This window comes from Occultella glacieicola, assembly GCF_004353825.1.
Taxonomy (GTDB): Bacteria; Actinomycetota; Actinomycetes; order Actinomycetales; family Beutenbergiaceae; genus Occultella; species Occultella glacieicola.
Map to the genome: position 1 here is coordinate 556 of NZ_SMNA01000009.1, position 15,574 is coordinate 16,129.

The window sequence follows — 15,574 nt, forward strand, 5'->3', positions numbered from 1 at the left end:
GGGTGAGCGGGGCTCTGCCGCGTCTCGGCCGCCTCGGGACGGTGAGCGTCGGTACGACTCGCGTCCGCCTCGTGAGGGTGAGCGTCGGTACGACTCGCGTCCGCCTCGTGAGGGTGAGCGGGGCTCTGCCGCGTCTCGGCCGCCTCGGGACGGTGAGCGTCGGTACGACTCGCGTCCGCCTCGTGAGGGTGAGCGTCGGTACGACTCGCGTCCGCCTCGTGAGGGTGAGCGTCGGTACGACTCGCGTCCGCCTCGTGAGGGTGAGCGGGGCTCTGCCGCGTCTCGTCCGCCTCGGGACGGTGAGCGTCGGTACGACTCGCGTCCGCCTCGGGACGGTGAGCGTCGGTACGACTCGCGTCCACCCCGAGACGGTGAGCGGGGCTCTGCCGCGTCGCGGCCGCCCCGCGACGGCGAGCGTCGGGAGGGGAGGCCGCGTGACGGTCAGGGCTCCGGCCGGCCGCGTTCGGACCGTCCGGACGGCTCCGATCGTTCCGGCTCGGATGCTCAGCGTCGGCCTTTGCGGAGCGCCGATCGGCGCCTGGACAGCCGTCCGCCGCAGCGCGAGCGGATCCCGGCGCCGGAGATCGACGAGGACGTGGTGCCCAAGGACCTCGACCCCGCCGCGCGTCAGCGTCTGCGCACGCTCTCCAAGGAGAACTCCGACGAGGTCGCTCGACATCTGGTGATGGCCGGACGTCTCGTGGACGACCAGCCCGAGGCCGCGTACGAGCACGCGCAGGCGGCGTTGCGACGGGCCGGGCGGGTGGACATCGTCCGGGAGGCCGTGGCGCTGACGGCCTACGCCACCGGACGGTACGCGGAGGCACTGCGTGAGTTGCGCACCGTCCGCCGACTCAGCGGGCTCGACGCCCACCGGGCGATCGAGGCCGACTGTGAACGTGGATTGGGACGGCCGGAGCGCGCTCTCGCTCTCGCCGCGGCCGAACCGAGTCCGGAGATGACGATCTCCGACCGCGTCGAGCTCGCGATCGTGGCCAGCGGCGCCCGTCTCGATCTCGGCGAGTCCGAGGCAGCACTGCTTGCCCTCGACAGCCCGGTGACCGCCGTCGTCACCGATGGCGAACTGAAGCAGCGGCTCGACGAGGCGCGGGTCGGGGTGCTTCGGGCACTCGGTCGCGACGAGGAGGCGGACACGCTGGCCGCGACACTGCCGACTCCGGACGAGGCCGAACCTGAGGACGACGGCGTGGAGTTCGCGGAAGTGCCGTACTCGACTGCCGAACTCGAAGCGATGGCCGTCCAGGTCGCCGAGCAGGAGGAGGCGGCCGAGCGCGCGCGGGCAGCACGCGCCCAGGAACGCCTGGACGAGGCGGACGCCCGCGACGGTGCCGGCGACGCGGACGTGGATGCCGATCGTGACGGCGAACCTGAGCCGGACGCCGACCCTGAGCCGGTGCCGACGGACGGCTCCGGTCTCGAGATGGACGGGGAGCCCGACCCGGAACCTGTGGACGGCGCCGAGGTCGGGATGGACGCCGAACCCGACCCCGAGCCGGTCGAGGATCCCGCAGCCCCGGCTGAGGGATCCAACGGTGGCCCGGAGGACGAGAAGTGACCACCGGCGCCACCCTGCTCGGCTCCGACGAACCGCTCCAGACCGCCTACGATGTCGCCCTTCTCGACCTCGACGGCGTCGTGTACCGGGGCGCGTTCGGCGTCGCGGGTGCCCCCGAGGCGGTGACGGCCGCGCGGGCCGCCGGGATGCGTGTGATGTACGTGACGAACAACGCCGCCCGGGCACCCCAGACGGTCGCCGATCACCTCACCGAGCTCGAGATTCCGACCAGCGCCCAGGAGGTCACCACCGCCGCACAGGCCGCCGCGGCACTGGTCGCCTCCGAGGCGCACCCGGGCACCCGGGTGCTGACGATCGGTGGCGAAGGCCTCCGGCTGGCGATGGCCGCCGAGGGCCTCACCGTCGTCGACTCCGCCGATGACGCCCCGACGATCGTGGTCCAGGGCTTCGCGCCGACACTCGGCTGGCGGGACCTCGCCGAAGCCGTCTACGCGATCCGGGCCGGTGCCGACTACATCGCCTCCAACCTGGATGCGACCCTGCCGACCGACCGCGGCATGGCGCCCGGGAACGGTGCGCTGGTGGCCGCGGTCGTCCACGCGACCGGCGTCACCCCGCGATCGACCGGTAAGCCGCAGGCCTCGATCTTCCACCAGGCCGCGCGCCGGTCCGAGGCCCGGAACCCGCTCGTCGTCGGCGACCGGCTGAATACGGACATCGCCGGCGCCCGGGCCGCCGGCTACCCGAGCCTGCACGTCCTGACCGGTGTGGACCAGATCACCGACGTCCTGCGGGCCGTCCCGGGGGAGCGGCCCACGTTCCTCGCCGCTGACCTCGCCGGCCTCGCCCGGACCCACCCGCTGCCCGAGTGGCACGGAGGTGCCTGGACCTGTGGGACGGCCGCGGCTCGGGTCGAGGGGACGACGCTGGTGCTGACCAGGACCGACGGGGAGGTCGCCCTCGGCGGCGGATCCGACCCGACCGAGGTGTCCCTGGACGAGTTCCGGGCGGCCACAGCCGCCGCGTGGACGGCGACCGACGCCGTCGGGCCCGACCACCCGAGGAGTGGCGACGCGGGGGGCTCCGTGCTGCCCGCCGACTTTCCACCACTGCGCCTCGCCTCCGAGTGAGGGTGCCGCCGGGCCGGTAGCGTGGCCCCCGAAGGGAGAACGCCCGTGCCCACCAGCGACGACACCACCTACGACGAGCCGATCGAGTTCGACGACCCCGAGATCGAGGCCGCGCTCACGGCTCTCGGCGGGCTGTCCGAGGTGCCGCTCAGCCAGCACGTCGACGCCTTCGAGAACGTCTACCGGGTGCTCCAGGACCGGCTCACCCAGGCCGAGGGCTGACGTGGCGCGTCGGGCGCGCCTGGATGCCGAGCTGGTCCGTCGGGGGCTGGCCCGGTCCCGCCAGCATGCCGCCGAGCTGATCGACGCCTCGCGGGTCCTGCTCGACGGCAGCGTCGCGACCAAGGCCGCCACCCAGCTCGACCCGGCCCGGGCGGTCCGGCTCCTGCCCCCGCCCGACGGTGCCGAACCGGAGTACGCCTCCCGCGGCGGGCACAAGCTCGCTGGGGCCCTCGACGCCCTCGGTGACGCGGCCCCCCGGGTGGCCGGGCGCCGGGCTCTGGACGCCGGTGCCTCCACCGGGGGATTCACCGACGTGCTGTTGCGCCGCGGCGCCGCCCACGTGGTGGCCGTGGATGTCGGGTACGGCCAGCTCGTCTGGGAGCTCCAGAACGACGAACGGGTCACGGTCCGGGACCGCACCAACGTCCGCTCGCTCACCCCGGAGGACGTGGCACCGGCACCCGAACTCGTGGTCGGAGACCTGTCCTTCATCTCGCTGACCCTCGTGCTGCCCGCTCTGGTCGGCGCGGTGGCACCGGACGCGGACCTGCTGCTCATGGTCAAGCCGCAGTTCGAGGTGGGCCGCGAGCGACTCGGATCCGGGGGAGTGGTCCGGGACGCGGCCCTGCACGCCGACGCCGTTCGCACCGTCGCCCGCGCCGCGGCCGAACTCGGCCTGGCGCTGCGCGCCGTCGTGGCCAGCCCGCTGCCCGGGCCGAGCGGTAACGTCGAGTACTTCGTCCACCTGAACGCCGGCGACGGCGTGTTCCCCACTTCGGAGGAGATCGACGCGATGATCGCGGTCGCCATCGAGAACGGTCCAGCGGGGGTGACCCCATGAGTCGCCGGGTCCTGGTCCTGACCCACCCCACCCGGCCGGCCGCGGTGCACACCGCGGACTCCGTCGCCGCCGGGCTGCGTGATCGCGGCATGACGCCCATCGACGAGTCGGAGGTCGACGGCGGCGAGATCGAACTCGCGATCGTGCTGGGCGGCGACGGCACGATCCTGCGTGCCGCCGAGCTCATCCGCGGCCGCGAGACCCCCCTGGTCGGGATCAACCTCGGTCACGTGGGCTTCCTCGCGGAGTCCGAGGTGGACCGGGTCGCGGACGTCGTGCGCCGGGCCGCCGAGCGCGACTACGTCGTCGAGGAACGGATGACGCTGGACGTGGCCGTCCAGCGCCCGGACTCCGACGACGTCACCCGGGGGTGGGCGATCAACGAAGCCAGCGTGGAGAAGAGCGAGCGCGAGCGGATGATCGAGGTCGCGATCGGCATCGACGAACGTGGCCTGTCCACGTTCGGGTGCGACGGCGTCGTGCTCGCGACCCCCACCGGGTCCACCGCCTACGCGTTCTCCGCCGGCGGCCCGGTGGTGTGGCCGGACGTGGAGGCCATGTTGCTCACCCCGATCAGCGCCCACGCCCTGTTCGCCCGGCCGCTCGTGGTCGGCCCGGATTCGCGCATGTCCGTCGAGATCCTCGCCCGCAGCTATTCGGCGGCCGTGGTGTGGTGCGATGGCCGGCGGCGGATCGAGGCCCCGCCGGGATCCCACATCGACGTGGTTCGTGGGGCCGAACCGGTCCGGCTGGCGCGGCTGAACCTGGCCCCGTTCACCGACCGCCTGGTCGGCAAGTTCAATCTGCCCGTGGCCGGCTGGCGGGGCGGCCGGGAGGCGCCGTGATCGAGGAGATCCGCATCGAGAACCTGGGCGTGATCGTGTCCGCCCGGATCGAGCTGTCCCCGGGCCTGACGGTCATCACCGGTGAGACCGGCGCCGGCAAGACGATGGTGCTGACCGGACTCGACCTGCTCCTCGGCGGCAAGGCCGATGCCGGTGCCGTACGGCCCGGCGCCGACGCCGCCTCCGTCGAGGGTCGCCTCGTGCCACCGGCCGGCCACCCGGCGCTGGCCCTGGCCACCGACGCCGGCGCCCTGCTCGACGACGACGCCCTGATCGTCGTCCGGACGGTGGCCGCTGCCGGGCGTTCGCGCGCTCACCTCGGCGGCCGCACCGTGCCCCAGGGACTGCTCGCGGACGTCGGCGCGGAACTGGTCACCGTGCACGGGCAGAGCGACCAGCTCCGGCTACGGTCGAGCGCACACCAGCGCCAGGCCCTGGACGCCTTCGCCGGACCCGAGCACCTCGACACCCTGGAGAACTACGCCCGGGCCCACACCCGTCGTCGGGCCCTGGAGCGTGAGCTGGCCGACTGGGACGCCGAGGTCACCGACCGGCGCGATGAACTCGCCCGGCTGGAACGCGACCTGGAACGCATCGACGCCCTCGAACCGGTCCCGGGGGAGCTGACCACCCTGCGTGAGGAGGCCGAACGCCTCGGCAATGTCGAGGAACTACGGCTCGCGTCGGACCAGGCGCACGACGCGCTCGCCGGCAGCAACGACTCCGCGGAGGCCATCGACGCCCCGAACGCCGTCGAGCTGATCGAGGCGGCCCGGCGGGCCCTCGCGGCCGCGGAGAGTTACGACGGCCGACTGGCGGACTGGTCGACCCGGCTGGCCCAGCTGTCCTACCAGGCCAGCGACCTGGTCACGGAGATCAGCAGCTACGCCAGTGCCCTCGAGGCGGATCCGGAACGGCTCGAACAGGTGCACGAGCGCCGGTCCGCGCTCGGGGAGCTGACCCGCGCCTTCGCCGACCCCGGGGACCCCGCCGATACTGACCCGCTCACCGCGGTGCTGGCGTACGCCACGTCCGCCCGGGCTCGAGTGGGTGAACTCACCGCACCCGGCGCCGGCCGGGACGCCCTCGAGACCCGCCTCGCCGAGGCCACGGAGACCGAGACCACGGCGGCGGCGGCCCTGACCGCCGGCCGGCGGGCCGCCGCGGAGGCCATGGCGCGGGCCGTCGATGCCGAACTCGCCGGACTGGCCATGGGCGGCGCGAGCATCGAGGTGGCCCTGAGCCCCCGCGAGGAACTCGCCGGCTGGGGCGCCGAGGATGTCGAGCTGCTCCTGGTCGCCCATCGGGGCGCCCCGGCGCGCCCGCTCGCCAAGGGGGCCTCCGGCGGCGAGATGTCCCGGGTGATGCTGGCGATCGAGGTCGCCCTCGCCCGGGAGCAGGCGACCACCACCGACAGTGCGCTGCCCACGTTCGTCTTCGACGAGGTGGACGCCGGGGTCGGCGGGCGCGCCGCCGTCGAGGTGGGTCGCCGCCTGGCCGAGCTGGCCAGGCACACCCAGGTGATCATCGTCACCCACCTCGCTCAGGTCGCCGCCTACGCGGACCGGCACGTCGTGGTCACCAAGACCACCCACGACGGCGCGGATGCGGTGACGAACAGCGACCTGCGCGAGGTGACCGGCGCCGACCGCGAGGCCGAACTGGCCCGCATGCTCAGCGGCGATGCGGACTCCGACACCGCCATGCGGCATGCCGCGGAACTCCTCGAACGGACGGGCGTGGGACCATAGGGTCGATGAGATCCCTGCTCCGACGCCGATCGAGTGACGCCAGCGCGCCCTCCGATGCGCTCCACCATGTCCGGGTGGACCCGCGTACCAAGTCGTTGACGAAGCGCCTCCGGGCCGGCGAGATCGCCGTCATCGACCATGAGGACATCGACCGCGTCTCCGCCGAGGCCCTGGTCGCGGCCAGGCCGAGCGCCGTGCTGAACGCCGCGAAGTCCACCTCCGGGCGCTACCCGAACCTGGGCCCGCAGATCCTCGTCGACTCCGGCGTCCCCTTGATCGACGACCTCGGTCCCGATGTGATGACCCTCAAGGAGGGCAGCACCGTCCGGTTCGACGGGGCGACCGTCTTCGACGCCTCCGGCTCGGTCGTCGCCGAGGGCACCCGCCAGGACGACGCGAGCGTGGCGGCCGCGATGGAGGATGCTCGCGCCGGCCTGTCCGTCCAGCTCGAGGCCTTCGCAGCGAACACGATGGACTACATGAAGCGGGAGCGTGAACTCCTGCTCGACGGCGTTGGCGTGCCGCGGATCAGCACCAAGATCGAGGGGCGGCACGTGCTGATCGTCGTCCGCGGGTACTCCTACAAGGAGGACCTGGCGATGCTGCGCTCCTATGTGCGTGAGTACCGGCCGATCCTGATCGGCGTGGACGGCGGCGCGGACGCGATCATCGAGGACGGGCTCAAGCCCGACCTGATCGTCGGGGACATGGACTCCGTCTCGGACAAGACCCTGCGCAGTGGGGCCGAGGTGGTGGTACACGCCTACCGCGACGGCCGCGCGCCGGGGCTGGAACGCGTGGAGCAGCTCGGCGTCCCGCACGTCGTGTTCCCGGCCACCGGGACGAGCGAGGACATCGCGATGCTCCTGGCCGACGACAAGGGCGCCACGCTGATCGTGGCCGTCGGCACCCACGAGACCCTGGTGGAGTTCCTGGACAAGGGCCGGTCGGGGATGGCATCGACGTTCCTGACCCGGCTGCGGGTCGGCGGCAAGCTGATCGACGCCAAGGGTGTGTCCCGGCTGTATCGGCACCGCATCTCCAACTGGCAGGTCACCGGCCTGATCCTGGCCGGTCTCGCGGCCCTCATCGCCGCCATGGCCGCGACCCCGGCCGGGCAGGCGTTCTTCGGGCTCGTCCTGGCCCGCTTCGATGACATCTGGTCCTGGGTCCGGGGGTTGTTCGGCGGCTAGCACCACCCCGCCCCGACCAGGCCCGGCCACAGACCGAGAAGGAAAGCCCACACGTGATCGACTTCCGCTACCACATCGTCTCCCTGATCTCGGTGTTCCTCGCGCTCGCCGTCGGCATCGTGCTCGGCGCCGGACCACTGCGCGACTACATCGCGGACGAGCTCACCGGTCAGGTGGAGCAACTGCGTGAGGAGAAGGAGACCCTGCGCGCTGAGCTCGACGTTGCCCAGCTCAGCCTGCAGCGACGCTCGGAGTTCATCTCGGCGTCCGCGCCGGCCCTGCTCGGGGGCACCCTCGAGGACCGGTCCGTGGCCGTCGTGGAACTGCCCGGGGCGAACACCGACGTGACCGACGCCGTCATGACCCGGCTGGAACAGGCCGGCGCCACCGTGACCGCCCGGGTCGTGGTCAGCGAGCGGTGGGTGGACCCCGCCGAGCGAGCGTTCCGTTCCGGGATCGCCCAGAGCCTCGTGCCCTACCTCAACCCCGCGCCGGCGGATGACGCGAGCACCGAGACCATCCTCGGCCAGGCCCTCGGGCAGGCCCTGACGCTGCGGGACCCCGCCAACCTGGACGCCAGGTCCGCCGAGGCCGAGAACCTCTACGAACTGCTCGTCAGCAGCGAGCTGATCACCGAGGTGAGCGCGCCCACCGGACCGGCGTACGCGACCGCGGTGATCGCGCCGGAGCTGATCGAGGAGATCACCCAGGAGGACGCTCTGACCCGACTGGCGGAGAGCAACGCTGTCTACACCGGGCTCGCGGTGGACCTCGCCGGAGCCGGCGAAGCGTCGGTGCTCGCCGGCGCGGACGCCTTCGACGGCGACCTCGTCCGAGCCGTGCGCGCGGACGAGGCGGCCGCGCGGGCCGTGACCACCGTGGACAGTGTCGGGACCATCACCGGACAGGTGACCGTGCCGCTGGCCGTCGTGGCGACCACCGGCGGCGGGCCCGCCAGCTACGGCTTCGCCGAGGGCGTCGACGCCGTCGTCCCCGAGCCGGTGACCCTGACCCCGCCGGACCCGGCGGCGTTCGCTCCCGGCCCCGTGGCGACGTCCGACAGTGCCGACAGTGCCGATGGGGCCGATGGGGCCGATGGGGCCGACGCGGGGGCCGAGGGATGAGCCGGCTGGCCGCGGCCCTCCTCGGCGGCGGCCTGACCGTGGCCGCGTCCGTGTTGTTGCGCGACACCACCCCTGGTGGCGCCACGCGCTGGCAGCGCAGCAACTACCGCGGCACCACGGTGAGCCTGCTCGGTGGCGTCGCCACCGCTCAGGGATCGGTCTGGGCCGGGCTCGGCGCCGGAGGTCGCGCCGGCGCCGGCGCCGCCCTCGCCTCTGCCGTCGGCGGGACGCTGGGGGCGGTCGACGACCTCGATCCCGACGCGACCGCGTCCAAGGGACTGCGTGGCCACCTCGGCGCACTCGCCCGCGGTGAGGTGACCACCGGAGCCGTCAAGCTGCTCGGGATCGGCGCGTCCGCCGTCGTCGCGGCCGCCATCGGTACCCGCCTGGGTGCACGTAGCGCGGGCACGGGCACCACGACCCCTGGCCTCTCCGCGGCCGCCCGCGGGTTGGACGTGCTCACCTCGGGTGCGCTCGTGGCCGGCACGGCGAACCTCATCAACCTCTTCGACCTTCGGCCCGGGCGCGGGCTCAAGGCCGCGGGCGCCATCGCCGCGCCCCTCGCCGTCGCCGGCGGGCCGGGCGCCCCCCTCGCCACCGGCGCCCTCGCCGTGATCGCCGCCTCCTGGACCGACGATCTCAACGAACGGACCATGCTCGGCGACACCGGGGCGAACTCCCTCGGCGCCCTGGTCGGTACCGCGTTCGCGCTGCACCCCAGTGCCCGGGTCCGGGGGATCGGCCTCACCGCCGTGGTGGCACTGACGCTGCTGAGCGAGAAGGTCAGCTTCTCGAAGGTCATCGAGGCGACCCCGGTCCTGCGCCGGGTGGACGGCTGGGGCCGGACCGCGTGAGCCCGCGCCGCCTGCTCGGTGGCGTCGCCGGGGCGGCGACGATGATCGCCGTCCTCACCGTGGCATCGCGCCTGCTCGGCTTCGGCCGATGGTGGGTGCAGGCCAAGACCGTCGGAGCGACCGCCGTCGGGAACGCCTACGCCACCGCGAACACGGTGCCGAACGTGCTCTACGAGGTGGTCGCCGGCGGGGCGCTCGCGGGTGCCGTGATCCCGCTGCTCGCGGCCCCGTTGGCCCGCAGGATCCAGGCCGACGTGGACCGGATCTCGTCCGCGCTGCTCACCTGGGCCGTGCTCGTGCTGACCCCGCTCGCGGTCGCGCTCACCCTGCTGGCCCGCCCCATCGCGGAGGCGCTGCCGCAGTCGGTCGGCGGAAACGCGGCCGCGCAGGAGGACCTGACCACCTACTTCCTGGTCGTCTTCGCCCCCCAGATGGTCCTCTACGGGATCGGGGTGGTCCTGACCGGCATCCTGCAGGCCCACAAGCGCTTCCTCGCGCCGGCCCTGGCCCCGCTCGCGTCCTCGACGGTGGTCATCGTCAGCTACCTCGCGTTCGGCGCGCTCGCGAACGGCATGCAGGACCAGCCGGACCAGCTCTCCGACGCCGCCCTCGCGTGGCTGGCGTGGGGCACCACGGCCGGCGTTGCGGTGCTCTCCCTGCCGTTGCTGATCCCGGTCCGGCGTTGCGGGGTCCGGCTGCGCCCGGCGCTGCGGTTCCCGCCCGGGGTCGCCCGACGGGCGGGTTCGCTCGCCCTCGCCGGGATCGGTTCCCTCGTGGCCCAGCAGATCAGCGTCGTGGTGGTCGTGCTGCTCGCCCGGAGCGGTGGCGCCGAGGGCACGATCAACGTCTTCCAGTGGACCCAGGCGGTCTACCTGCTCCCGTACGCGGTGCTCGCGATCCCGCTCGCCACGGCCGTGTTCCCGCGTCTGGCCGAACTCGCCGCGGGCGGGAACCACAGCCAGTTCGCGCGCACCGCGGATTCCTCCACCCGGGCCGTGCTGGCCGTCTCCCTGCTCGGGGTGGGGGCACTGATCGCGGCCGCCCCTGCCGCCCAGGCGGTGTTCGCGATCGACAGCGAGACCACCGGCATGACGCTCGCCCTGACGCTGATGGCCCCGGGCATCGTCGGCCTGGCCATGATCTTCCACGTCAGCCGGGCACTGTTCGCGATCGACCGGCAACGGGTGGCCGTGGCCGCGACCGCGGCCGGCTGGCTGGTCGTGACGCTCGCGTGCGTGGTCGGTGTGCGCGTGGTGGCACCCGACGGCGGAGCGCCCGTGGCCACGCTGGCCGCCCTTGGTCTGGGGCACAGCATTGGGATGACCGTGGCCGGGGTGGCCCTGCTCGTCGCGTTCGCGAGGGCGTTGCCCGGCGCGGTCACGCGCGCGTGCACGCGGACGGTCGCGGTCGCCGGTGGTGGGGCGGTGGTGGGCGCGCTGGTGGGCCGGTGGGCCACGGACGCGGTCCTCGACCTCGCCGGGCGTTCCGTGCTCGCCGCCGTGATGGCCGCGCTGCTCGGCGGGATCCTCGCCGCGGCGGCCGTCTGCGGTGCGGTGTTCGCCGCGGACCGTGGCATCCTGAGCATCTTGAGGAGGGCGCGTGCCTGAACTGCGGATCGTGCAACTCACCGGCTCCAGCGACGGTGGGGTCGGCCGGCACGCCCGGGAACTGGCCGAACACCTGGCCGCCGAGCACCGGGTGATCCTCGCCGGCCCGCCCGGGGTGGTCAGCGGCGTCGCCGACGGCGTGCACACCCAGCAGGTGACGATCGCCGACCGGCCCCGGGTGGCGGACGCGAACGCGGTCGCCCGGATCCGCACCATCGCCCGCCGCGCGGACGTGGTGCACGCCCACGGGCTACGGGCCGGAGCGCTCGCCGCACTGGCGATGACACCACCCGGCACCGGTCCCGACCGCACCGCGCTCGTGGTCACGCTGCACAACGCCCCGGTCGGCGGGGTCGGCATGCGGACCGTGGCAGCCGGACTGGAGCGGCTCATCTTCGCCCGTGCGGATGCCGTGCTCGGCGTCAGCGGGGACCTGGTGGAACACGCCCGCGCGCACGGGGCCAAGCTCGCGCAGCGTGCCCTGGTGCCTGCGCCGCCACGGCGCGGCGGGCCACCGACCCCCCTGGACGCCGAGGATCGCCGCAAGCTCGGGATCTCACCCGAGCACCCGATGGTGCTCACAGCCGCCCGGTTGGCCCCGCAGAAGGGCCTCGGCCTGCTCGCCGACGCCGCGGCCCTGCTCGCGGACCGGGCACCGACCGCACGCTGGCTGGTGGCCGGCTCCGGCCCGCTGCTCGACGAGCTCGCCGACCAGGTGCTGGGGGAGGACCTCCCGGTGATCCTGCTCGGGTGGCGCGACGACCTGGCTGCCCTGATGGCCACGGCCGACGTCGTGGTCAGCACCAGCGCCTGGGAGGGACAGCCACTGAACCTGCAGGAGGCCCTCGCGGCCGGTGCGCCGATCGTCGCGACGGACGTGGGTGGCACCGCCGAGGTCACCGGCGGCGCGGCCGAGCTGGTGCCCTACCCGGACGCGGACGCCCTGGCGGCCCGCATCACCGCCGTCCTGTCCGATCCACAGCGGCGTCGGGACATGCGCGCGGCCTCGCTGACCCGGGCCGCGGAGCTGCCGACGGCGTCCGACGCGCTCGCTCAGGTGCTCGGGATCTACACAACGGTGATAGCGTAAAAGTCCGTGGTGAACTCTTCGGACCGGTACGCCGGCAACCTGGCCAACATCCCGCGTCATATCTTCGTGACGGGCGGTGTGGCCTCCTCGCTCGGCAAGGGTCTGACCGCCTCCAGCCTGGGGCACCTGCTCCGCGCCCGGGGGCTGCGGGTGACCATGCAGAAACTGGACCCGTACATCAACGTCGATCCCGGCACGATGAACCCGTTCCAGCACGGTGAGGTGTTCGTCACAGAGGACGGCGCCGAGACGGACCTGGACATCGGCCACTACGAGCGCTTCCTCGACGTGGACCTCAACGCCGGGGCGAACGTCACCACCGGGGTCGTGTACTCGACCGTGATCGCCAAGGAGCGGCGCGGTGAGTACCTCGGGGACACCGTTCAGGTGATCCCGCACATCACCGACGAGATCAAGGCGCGGATGCGCGCCCAAGCCACCCCCGCGGCAGGCCAGCAGGCACCGGACGTCATCATCACCGAGATCGGTGGCACCGTCGGCGACATCGAGTCCCAGCCGTTCATCGAGGCGGCCCGCCAGGTGCGCCAGGACATCGGCCGGGACAACGTGTTCTTCGTGCATGTGTCCCTGGTGCCCTACCTGGCGCCCAGCGGCGAACTCAAGACCAAGCCCACCCAGCACTCCGTGGCCGCCCTGCGCAGCATCGGCATCCAGCCCGACGCCATCGTCTGCCGGGCGGACCGGGACATCCCCGAGTCCGTCAAGGGCAAGATCGCCGCGATGTGCGACGTCGACCGCGAGGCCGTCATCACGTGCGTCGACGCCCCGAGCATCTACGACATCCCGAAGGTGCTGCACAGCGAGGGCCTGGACGCCTACGTGGTGCGCCGCCTCGCGATCCCGTTCCGGGACGTCGAATGGGACACCTGGCACGGGCTGCTGGACCGGGTGCATCACCCGGCCGACGAGGTCGAGGTGGCCCTGGTCGGCAAGTACATCGACCTGCCCGACGCCTACCTGTCGGTCACCGAGGCGCTGCGCGCCGGCGGCTTCCACGAGAACAGCCGGGTCAACATCCGGTGGGTGGCCTCCGACGACTGCGACACCGAGGCCGGTGCCCGCAAGGCCCTGCACGCCGTTGACGCCGTGCTCATCCCGGGAGGATTCGGGGTCCGCGGCATCGAGGGCAAGCTCGGTGCGTTGCGGTGGGCCCGTGAGCAGCAGGTTCCCACGCTCGGCATCTGTCTGGGTCTTCAGTGCATGGTGATCGAGTACGCCCGCAACGTGCTCGGTCTCGCCCGTGCCTCCTCAACGGAGTTCGACCCGGACACCCCCGACCCGGTGGTCGCGACCATGGAGGAGCAGCTCGAGATCGTCGGCGGCGAGGGAGACCTCGGCGGCACGATGCGCCTCGGCAGCTACCAGGCGGTCCTCACGCCCGGTTCCGTGGTCGCGCAGACCTACGGGTCGGAACAGGTGTCCGAGCGGCACCGGCACCGCTACGAGGTGAACAACTCCTACCGCGACGTCCTGGCCGCGGCCGGCCTGCAGATCAGCGGACGGTCCCCGGACTCCTCGCTCGTGGAGTTCGTCGAGCTGGACCGTGAGCAGCACCCGTACTACGTCGCCACGCAGGCCCACCCGGAGTTCAAGTCCCGGCCCACCCGGGCGCACCCGCTGTTCATCGGTCTGATCGCGGCCGCACTCGGCCGGCAGCGGGAGACCCGGCTGCTCGAGGTCGAGCCGGCGCGCAATGCCTGACGGCGGAACCCGGCCGGATCCGGTGCCGGTCCTTCTGCCGGGGCCGGTCGCGGACGAGCCCGCGGCGCTGCCGGTCACGGACTCCCGCACGATCCACTCCGGCCGGGTGTTCGACATCGTCGCCGAGACGGTCGACCTCGGCGATGCCGGCGCAGTGCACCGGGAGTTCATGAAGCACCCGGGTGCCGTGGCCGTGGTGGCCCTGGACACCGAGGACCGGGTGCTGTTGCTGCGCCAGTACCGCCACCCGGTCCGGTCCTATCTGTGGGAGGTGCCGGCGGGCCTGCTGGACGTCGCCGACGAACCGCTCGTGGATGCCGCCGCCCGCGAACTCGCCGAGGAGGCGGACCTGCAGGCGGCCCGCTGGGACACGCTCGTGGACTACTACACGAGCCCCGGTGGCTCCGACGAGGCGCTGCGGATCTTCCTCGCCCGGGACCTCAGCGACGTCCCCGAGGGTGGCACGTTCACCCGCGAGGGCGAGGAGGCCGGAATGGAGCTGCGCTGGGTGCCGCTCGCCGACGCCGTCGCCCTCGTCCTGGTCGGTGCGCTGCACAACCCGAGCGCGGTCGCCGGGCTACTGGCCCTGCAGGCGGCTCGCGCCACCGGCCTGAGCGGGCTCCGGCCCGCCGACGCTCCCTGGGTGCGCTGACGAGACGGACCGACCTCAGGCCGCGCCGGCGTCGACCGACGTGACCGACCCGGCCGCGGCCGGGGTGACCGGGCGGATCCGCAGGCCGAACACCGCGACGGTCGTCGCGACGATCAGCAGCGCCGAGCCCACCAGGTGCATGCCCACCACGAGCTCGGGCAAGCCGTTGAAGTACTGGTAGTAGCCGATGGCCCCCTGCAGGGCCGTCACCGCGACCAGCACCCACCCGCGCCGACGCGCCGTGACCAGCGCCGCTGCGCCGTCGGGCACGTCGGCCTGCGGCCGAGCCCGGTACAGAGCCACCAGCAGCAGCCCCAGCACGCCCACGAACACCCAGACGGTGCCGGAGTGGAACCTGGTGACCAGCAACGGGTCGACGGCGAACCGGTAGCCGACCTCATCGTCGCCGGAGTGCGGGCCGGCTCCGGTGACGACGACCCCGAGGACCACCACGAGGCCAGCCAGCGCGGCGAGCACCCGGCCCAGCACCCGCACCGCGGGTGCCACCACCGATACGGGCGCCCCGTCGCCCTCGCGCCACCGCAGCAACAACACGGTGGACACCCAGACCAGGGCCGCCGAGAGCAGGAAGTGTGAGCCCACGATCACCGGGTGCAGCTCGATCAGCACCGTGATGCCACCGACCACGGCCTGGACGAGCACCCCGATCAGCGGGACCAGTGCGAGCCGGCGGAAGCCCCGGTCCCGCACCGGCGTGACGCCCGCGCGCTCCTGGGTGAACACGAGCAGCACCACGGCTGCGGAGATGGCCACCAGCACTCCGGACATGGTCCGGTTCCCGAACTCCACGAACGGGTGGTAGGTGGCAGCCTCGTGGAACGTCGGCGCGAACTGGCCCGGCTCGCACTGCGGCCACGTGGAGCAGCCCAGGCCGGAGCCGGTCAGGCGCACCGCACCCCCGGTGCCGATGATGAGGATCTGGCCGATCAGGTTCGCGACGATGGCGGCGCCGGTGAGTTTGGTGTGGGTTGCGGGGGACACATGC

Annotated in this window: 14 protein-coding genes; 13 read left to right on the forward strand and 1 reads right to left on the reverse strand. The window is 73.2% G+C overall.

The annotated features are described in order from the left end of the window. Window positions 1–517: 517 nt before the first annotated feature. Genes EXU48_RS17560 through EXU48_RS17615 form a run of 13 tightly spaced genes read left to right on the forward strand, consistent with a single transcriptional unit; the run spans window position 518 to window position 14,568 of the window. Entirely contained in the window at window positions 518–1,576 is a 1,059-nt protein-coding gene (locus EXU48_RS17560; RefSeq protein WP_133108998.1) for a hypothetical protein, read from the forward strand. After that, window positions 1,573–2,667, forward strand: a complete 1,095-nt coding sequence (locus tag EXU48_RS17565) for an HAD-IIA family hydrolase (RefSeq protein ID WP_133108999.1) — start codon at window positions 1,573–1,575, stop codon at window positions 2,665–2,667. Before EXU48_RS17560 ends, EXU48_RS17565 begins: the two co-directional genes overlap by 4 nt. Window positions 2,668–2,712: 45 nt before the next feature. Then, window positions 2,713–2,889 (forward strand): hypothetical protein, encoded by a 177-nt coding sequence (locus tag EXU48_RS24580; RefSeq protein ID WP_165962878.1) that lies wholly within the window; start codon window positions 2,713–2,715, stop codon window positions 2,887–2,889. A 1-nt stretch (window position 2,890) separates the two neighbouring features. After that, the gene (locus EXU48_RS17570) at window positions 2,891–3,730 is read left to right on the forward strand and encodes a TlyA family RNA methyltransferase (RefSeq protein WP_133109000.1); all 840 of its coding nucleotides are present in this window, start codon (window positions 2,891–2,893) and stop codon (window positions 3,728–3,730) included. Then, window positions 3,727–4,575 (forward strand): NAD kinase, encoded by an 849-nt coding sequence (locus EXU48_RS17575; protein ID WP_133109001.1) that lies wholly within the window; start codon window positions 3,727–3,729, stop codon window positions 4,573–4,575. The genes EXU48_RS17570 and EXU48_RS17575 overlap by 4 nt, the downstream gene beginning before the upstream one ends. Continuing rightward, a complete protein-coding gene (gene recN / locus EXU48_RS17580; protein WP_133109002.1) occupies window positions 4,572–6,326 on the forward strand; it encodes a DNA repair protein RecN in 1,755 nt (584 codons plus the stop codon). The genes EXU48_RS17575 and recN overlap by 4 nt, the downstream gene beginning before the upstream one ends. A 5-nt stretch (window positions 6,327–6,331) precedes the next feature. Further along, window positions 6,332–7,519 carry a putative cytokinetic ring protein SteA gene (gene steA / locus EXU48_RS17585; protein WP_133109003.1) on the forward strand — a complete coding sequence of 396 codons (1,188 nt, stop codon included), beginning with the start codon at window positions 6,332–6,334 and terminating at the stop codon, window positions 7,517–7,519. A gap of 53 nt (window positions 7,520–7,572) precedes the next feature. Then, window positions 7,573–8,643 carry a copper transporter gene (locus EXU48_RS17590; RefSeq protein ID WP_165962879.1) on the forward strand — a complete coding sequence of 357 codons (1,071 nt, stop codon included), beginning with the start codon at window positions 7,573–7,575 and terminating at the stop codon, window positions 8,641–8,643. Further along, window positions 8,640–9,497: a hypothetical protein gene (locus tag EXU48_RS24585; RefSeq protein ID WP_165962880.1), complete on the forward strand. Its 858-nt coding sequence runs from the start codon at window positions 8,640–8,642 to the stop codon at window positions 9,495–9,497. Before EXU48_RS17590 ends, EXU48_RS24585 begins: the two co-directional genes overlap by 4 nt. Then, window positions 9,494–11,104: a murein biosynthesis integral membrane protein MurJ gene (gene murJ, locus EXU48_RS17600; RefSeq protein WP_235857106.1), complete on the forward strand. Its 1,611-nt coding sequence runs from the start codon at window positions 9,494–9,496 to the stop codon at window positions 11,102–11,104. Before EXU48_RS24585 ends, murJ begins: the two co-directional genes overlap by 4 nt. Continuing rightward, complete coding sequence (locus tag EXU48_RS17605; protein WP_133109005.1) at window positions 11,097–12,194, forward strand: glycosyltransferase family 4 protein; 1,098 nt, start codon at window positions 11,097–11,099, stop codon at window positions 12,192–12,194. Before murJ ends, EXU48_RS17605 begins: the two co-directional genes overlap by 8 nt. 6 nt (window positions 12,195–12,200) lie before the next feature. Continuing rightward, on the forward strand, window positions 12,201–13,916 hold the full coding sequence (locus tag EXU48_RS17610; protein ID WP_328591653.1) for a CTP synthase: 1,716 nt from the start codon (window positions 12,201–12,203) through the stop codon (window positions 13,914–13,916). Next, window positions 13,909–14,568 carry an NUDIX domain-containing protein gene (locus EXU48_RS17615; RefSeq protein ID WP_133109006.1) on the forward strand — a complete coding sequence of 220 codons (660 nt, stop codon included), beginning with the start codon at window positions 13,909–13,911 and terminating at the stop codon, window positions 14,566–14,568. Before EXU48_RS17610 ends, EXU48_RS17615 begins: the two co-directional genes overlap by 8 nt. Before the next feature lie 15 nt (window positions 14,569–14,583). Here the strand turns inward: EXU48_RS17615 and EXU48_RS17620 are convergent, their stop codons facing one another. After that, window positions 14,584–15,570 (reverse strand): COX15/CtaA family protein, encoded by a 987-nt coding sequence (locus EXU48_RS17620; RefSeq protein WP_133109007.1) that lies wholly within the window; start codon window positions 15,568–15,570, stop codon window positions 14,584–14,586. Between the last annotated feature and the right edge of the window lie 4 nt (window positions 15,571–15,574).

What these genes read in the sequence shown, in the direction of transcription:
- EXU48_RS17575 (WP_133109001.1), top strand. Translation starts at nt 3,727, where the DNA reads ATGAGTCGCCGGGTCCTGGTCCTGACCCACCCCACCCGGCCGGCCGCG.
- EXU48_RS24585 (WP_165962880.1), top strand. Translation starts at nt 8,640, where the DNA reads ATGAGCCGGCTGGCCGCGGCCCTCCTCGGCGGCGGCCTGACCGTGGCC.
- EXU48_RS17615 (WP_133109006.1), top strand. Translation starts at nt 13,909, where the DNA reads ATGCCTGACGGCGGAACCCGGCCGGATCCGGTGCCGGTCCTTCTGCCG.
- steA (WP_133109003.1), top strand. Translation starts at nt 6,332, where the DNA reads ATGAGATCCCTGCTCCGACGCCGATCGAGTGACGCCAGCGCGCCCTCC.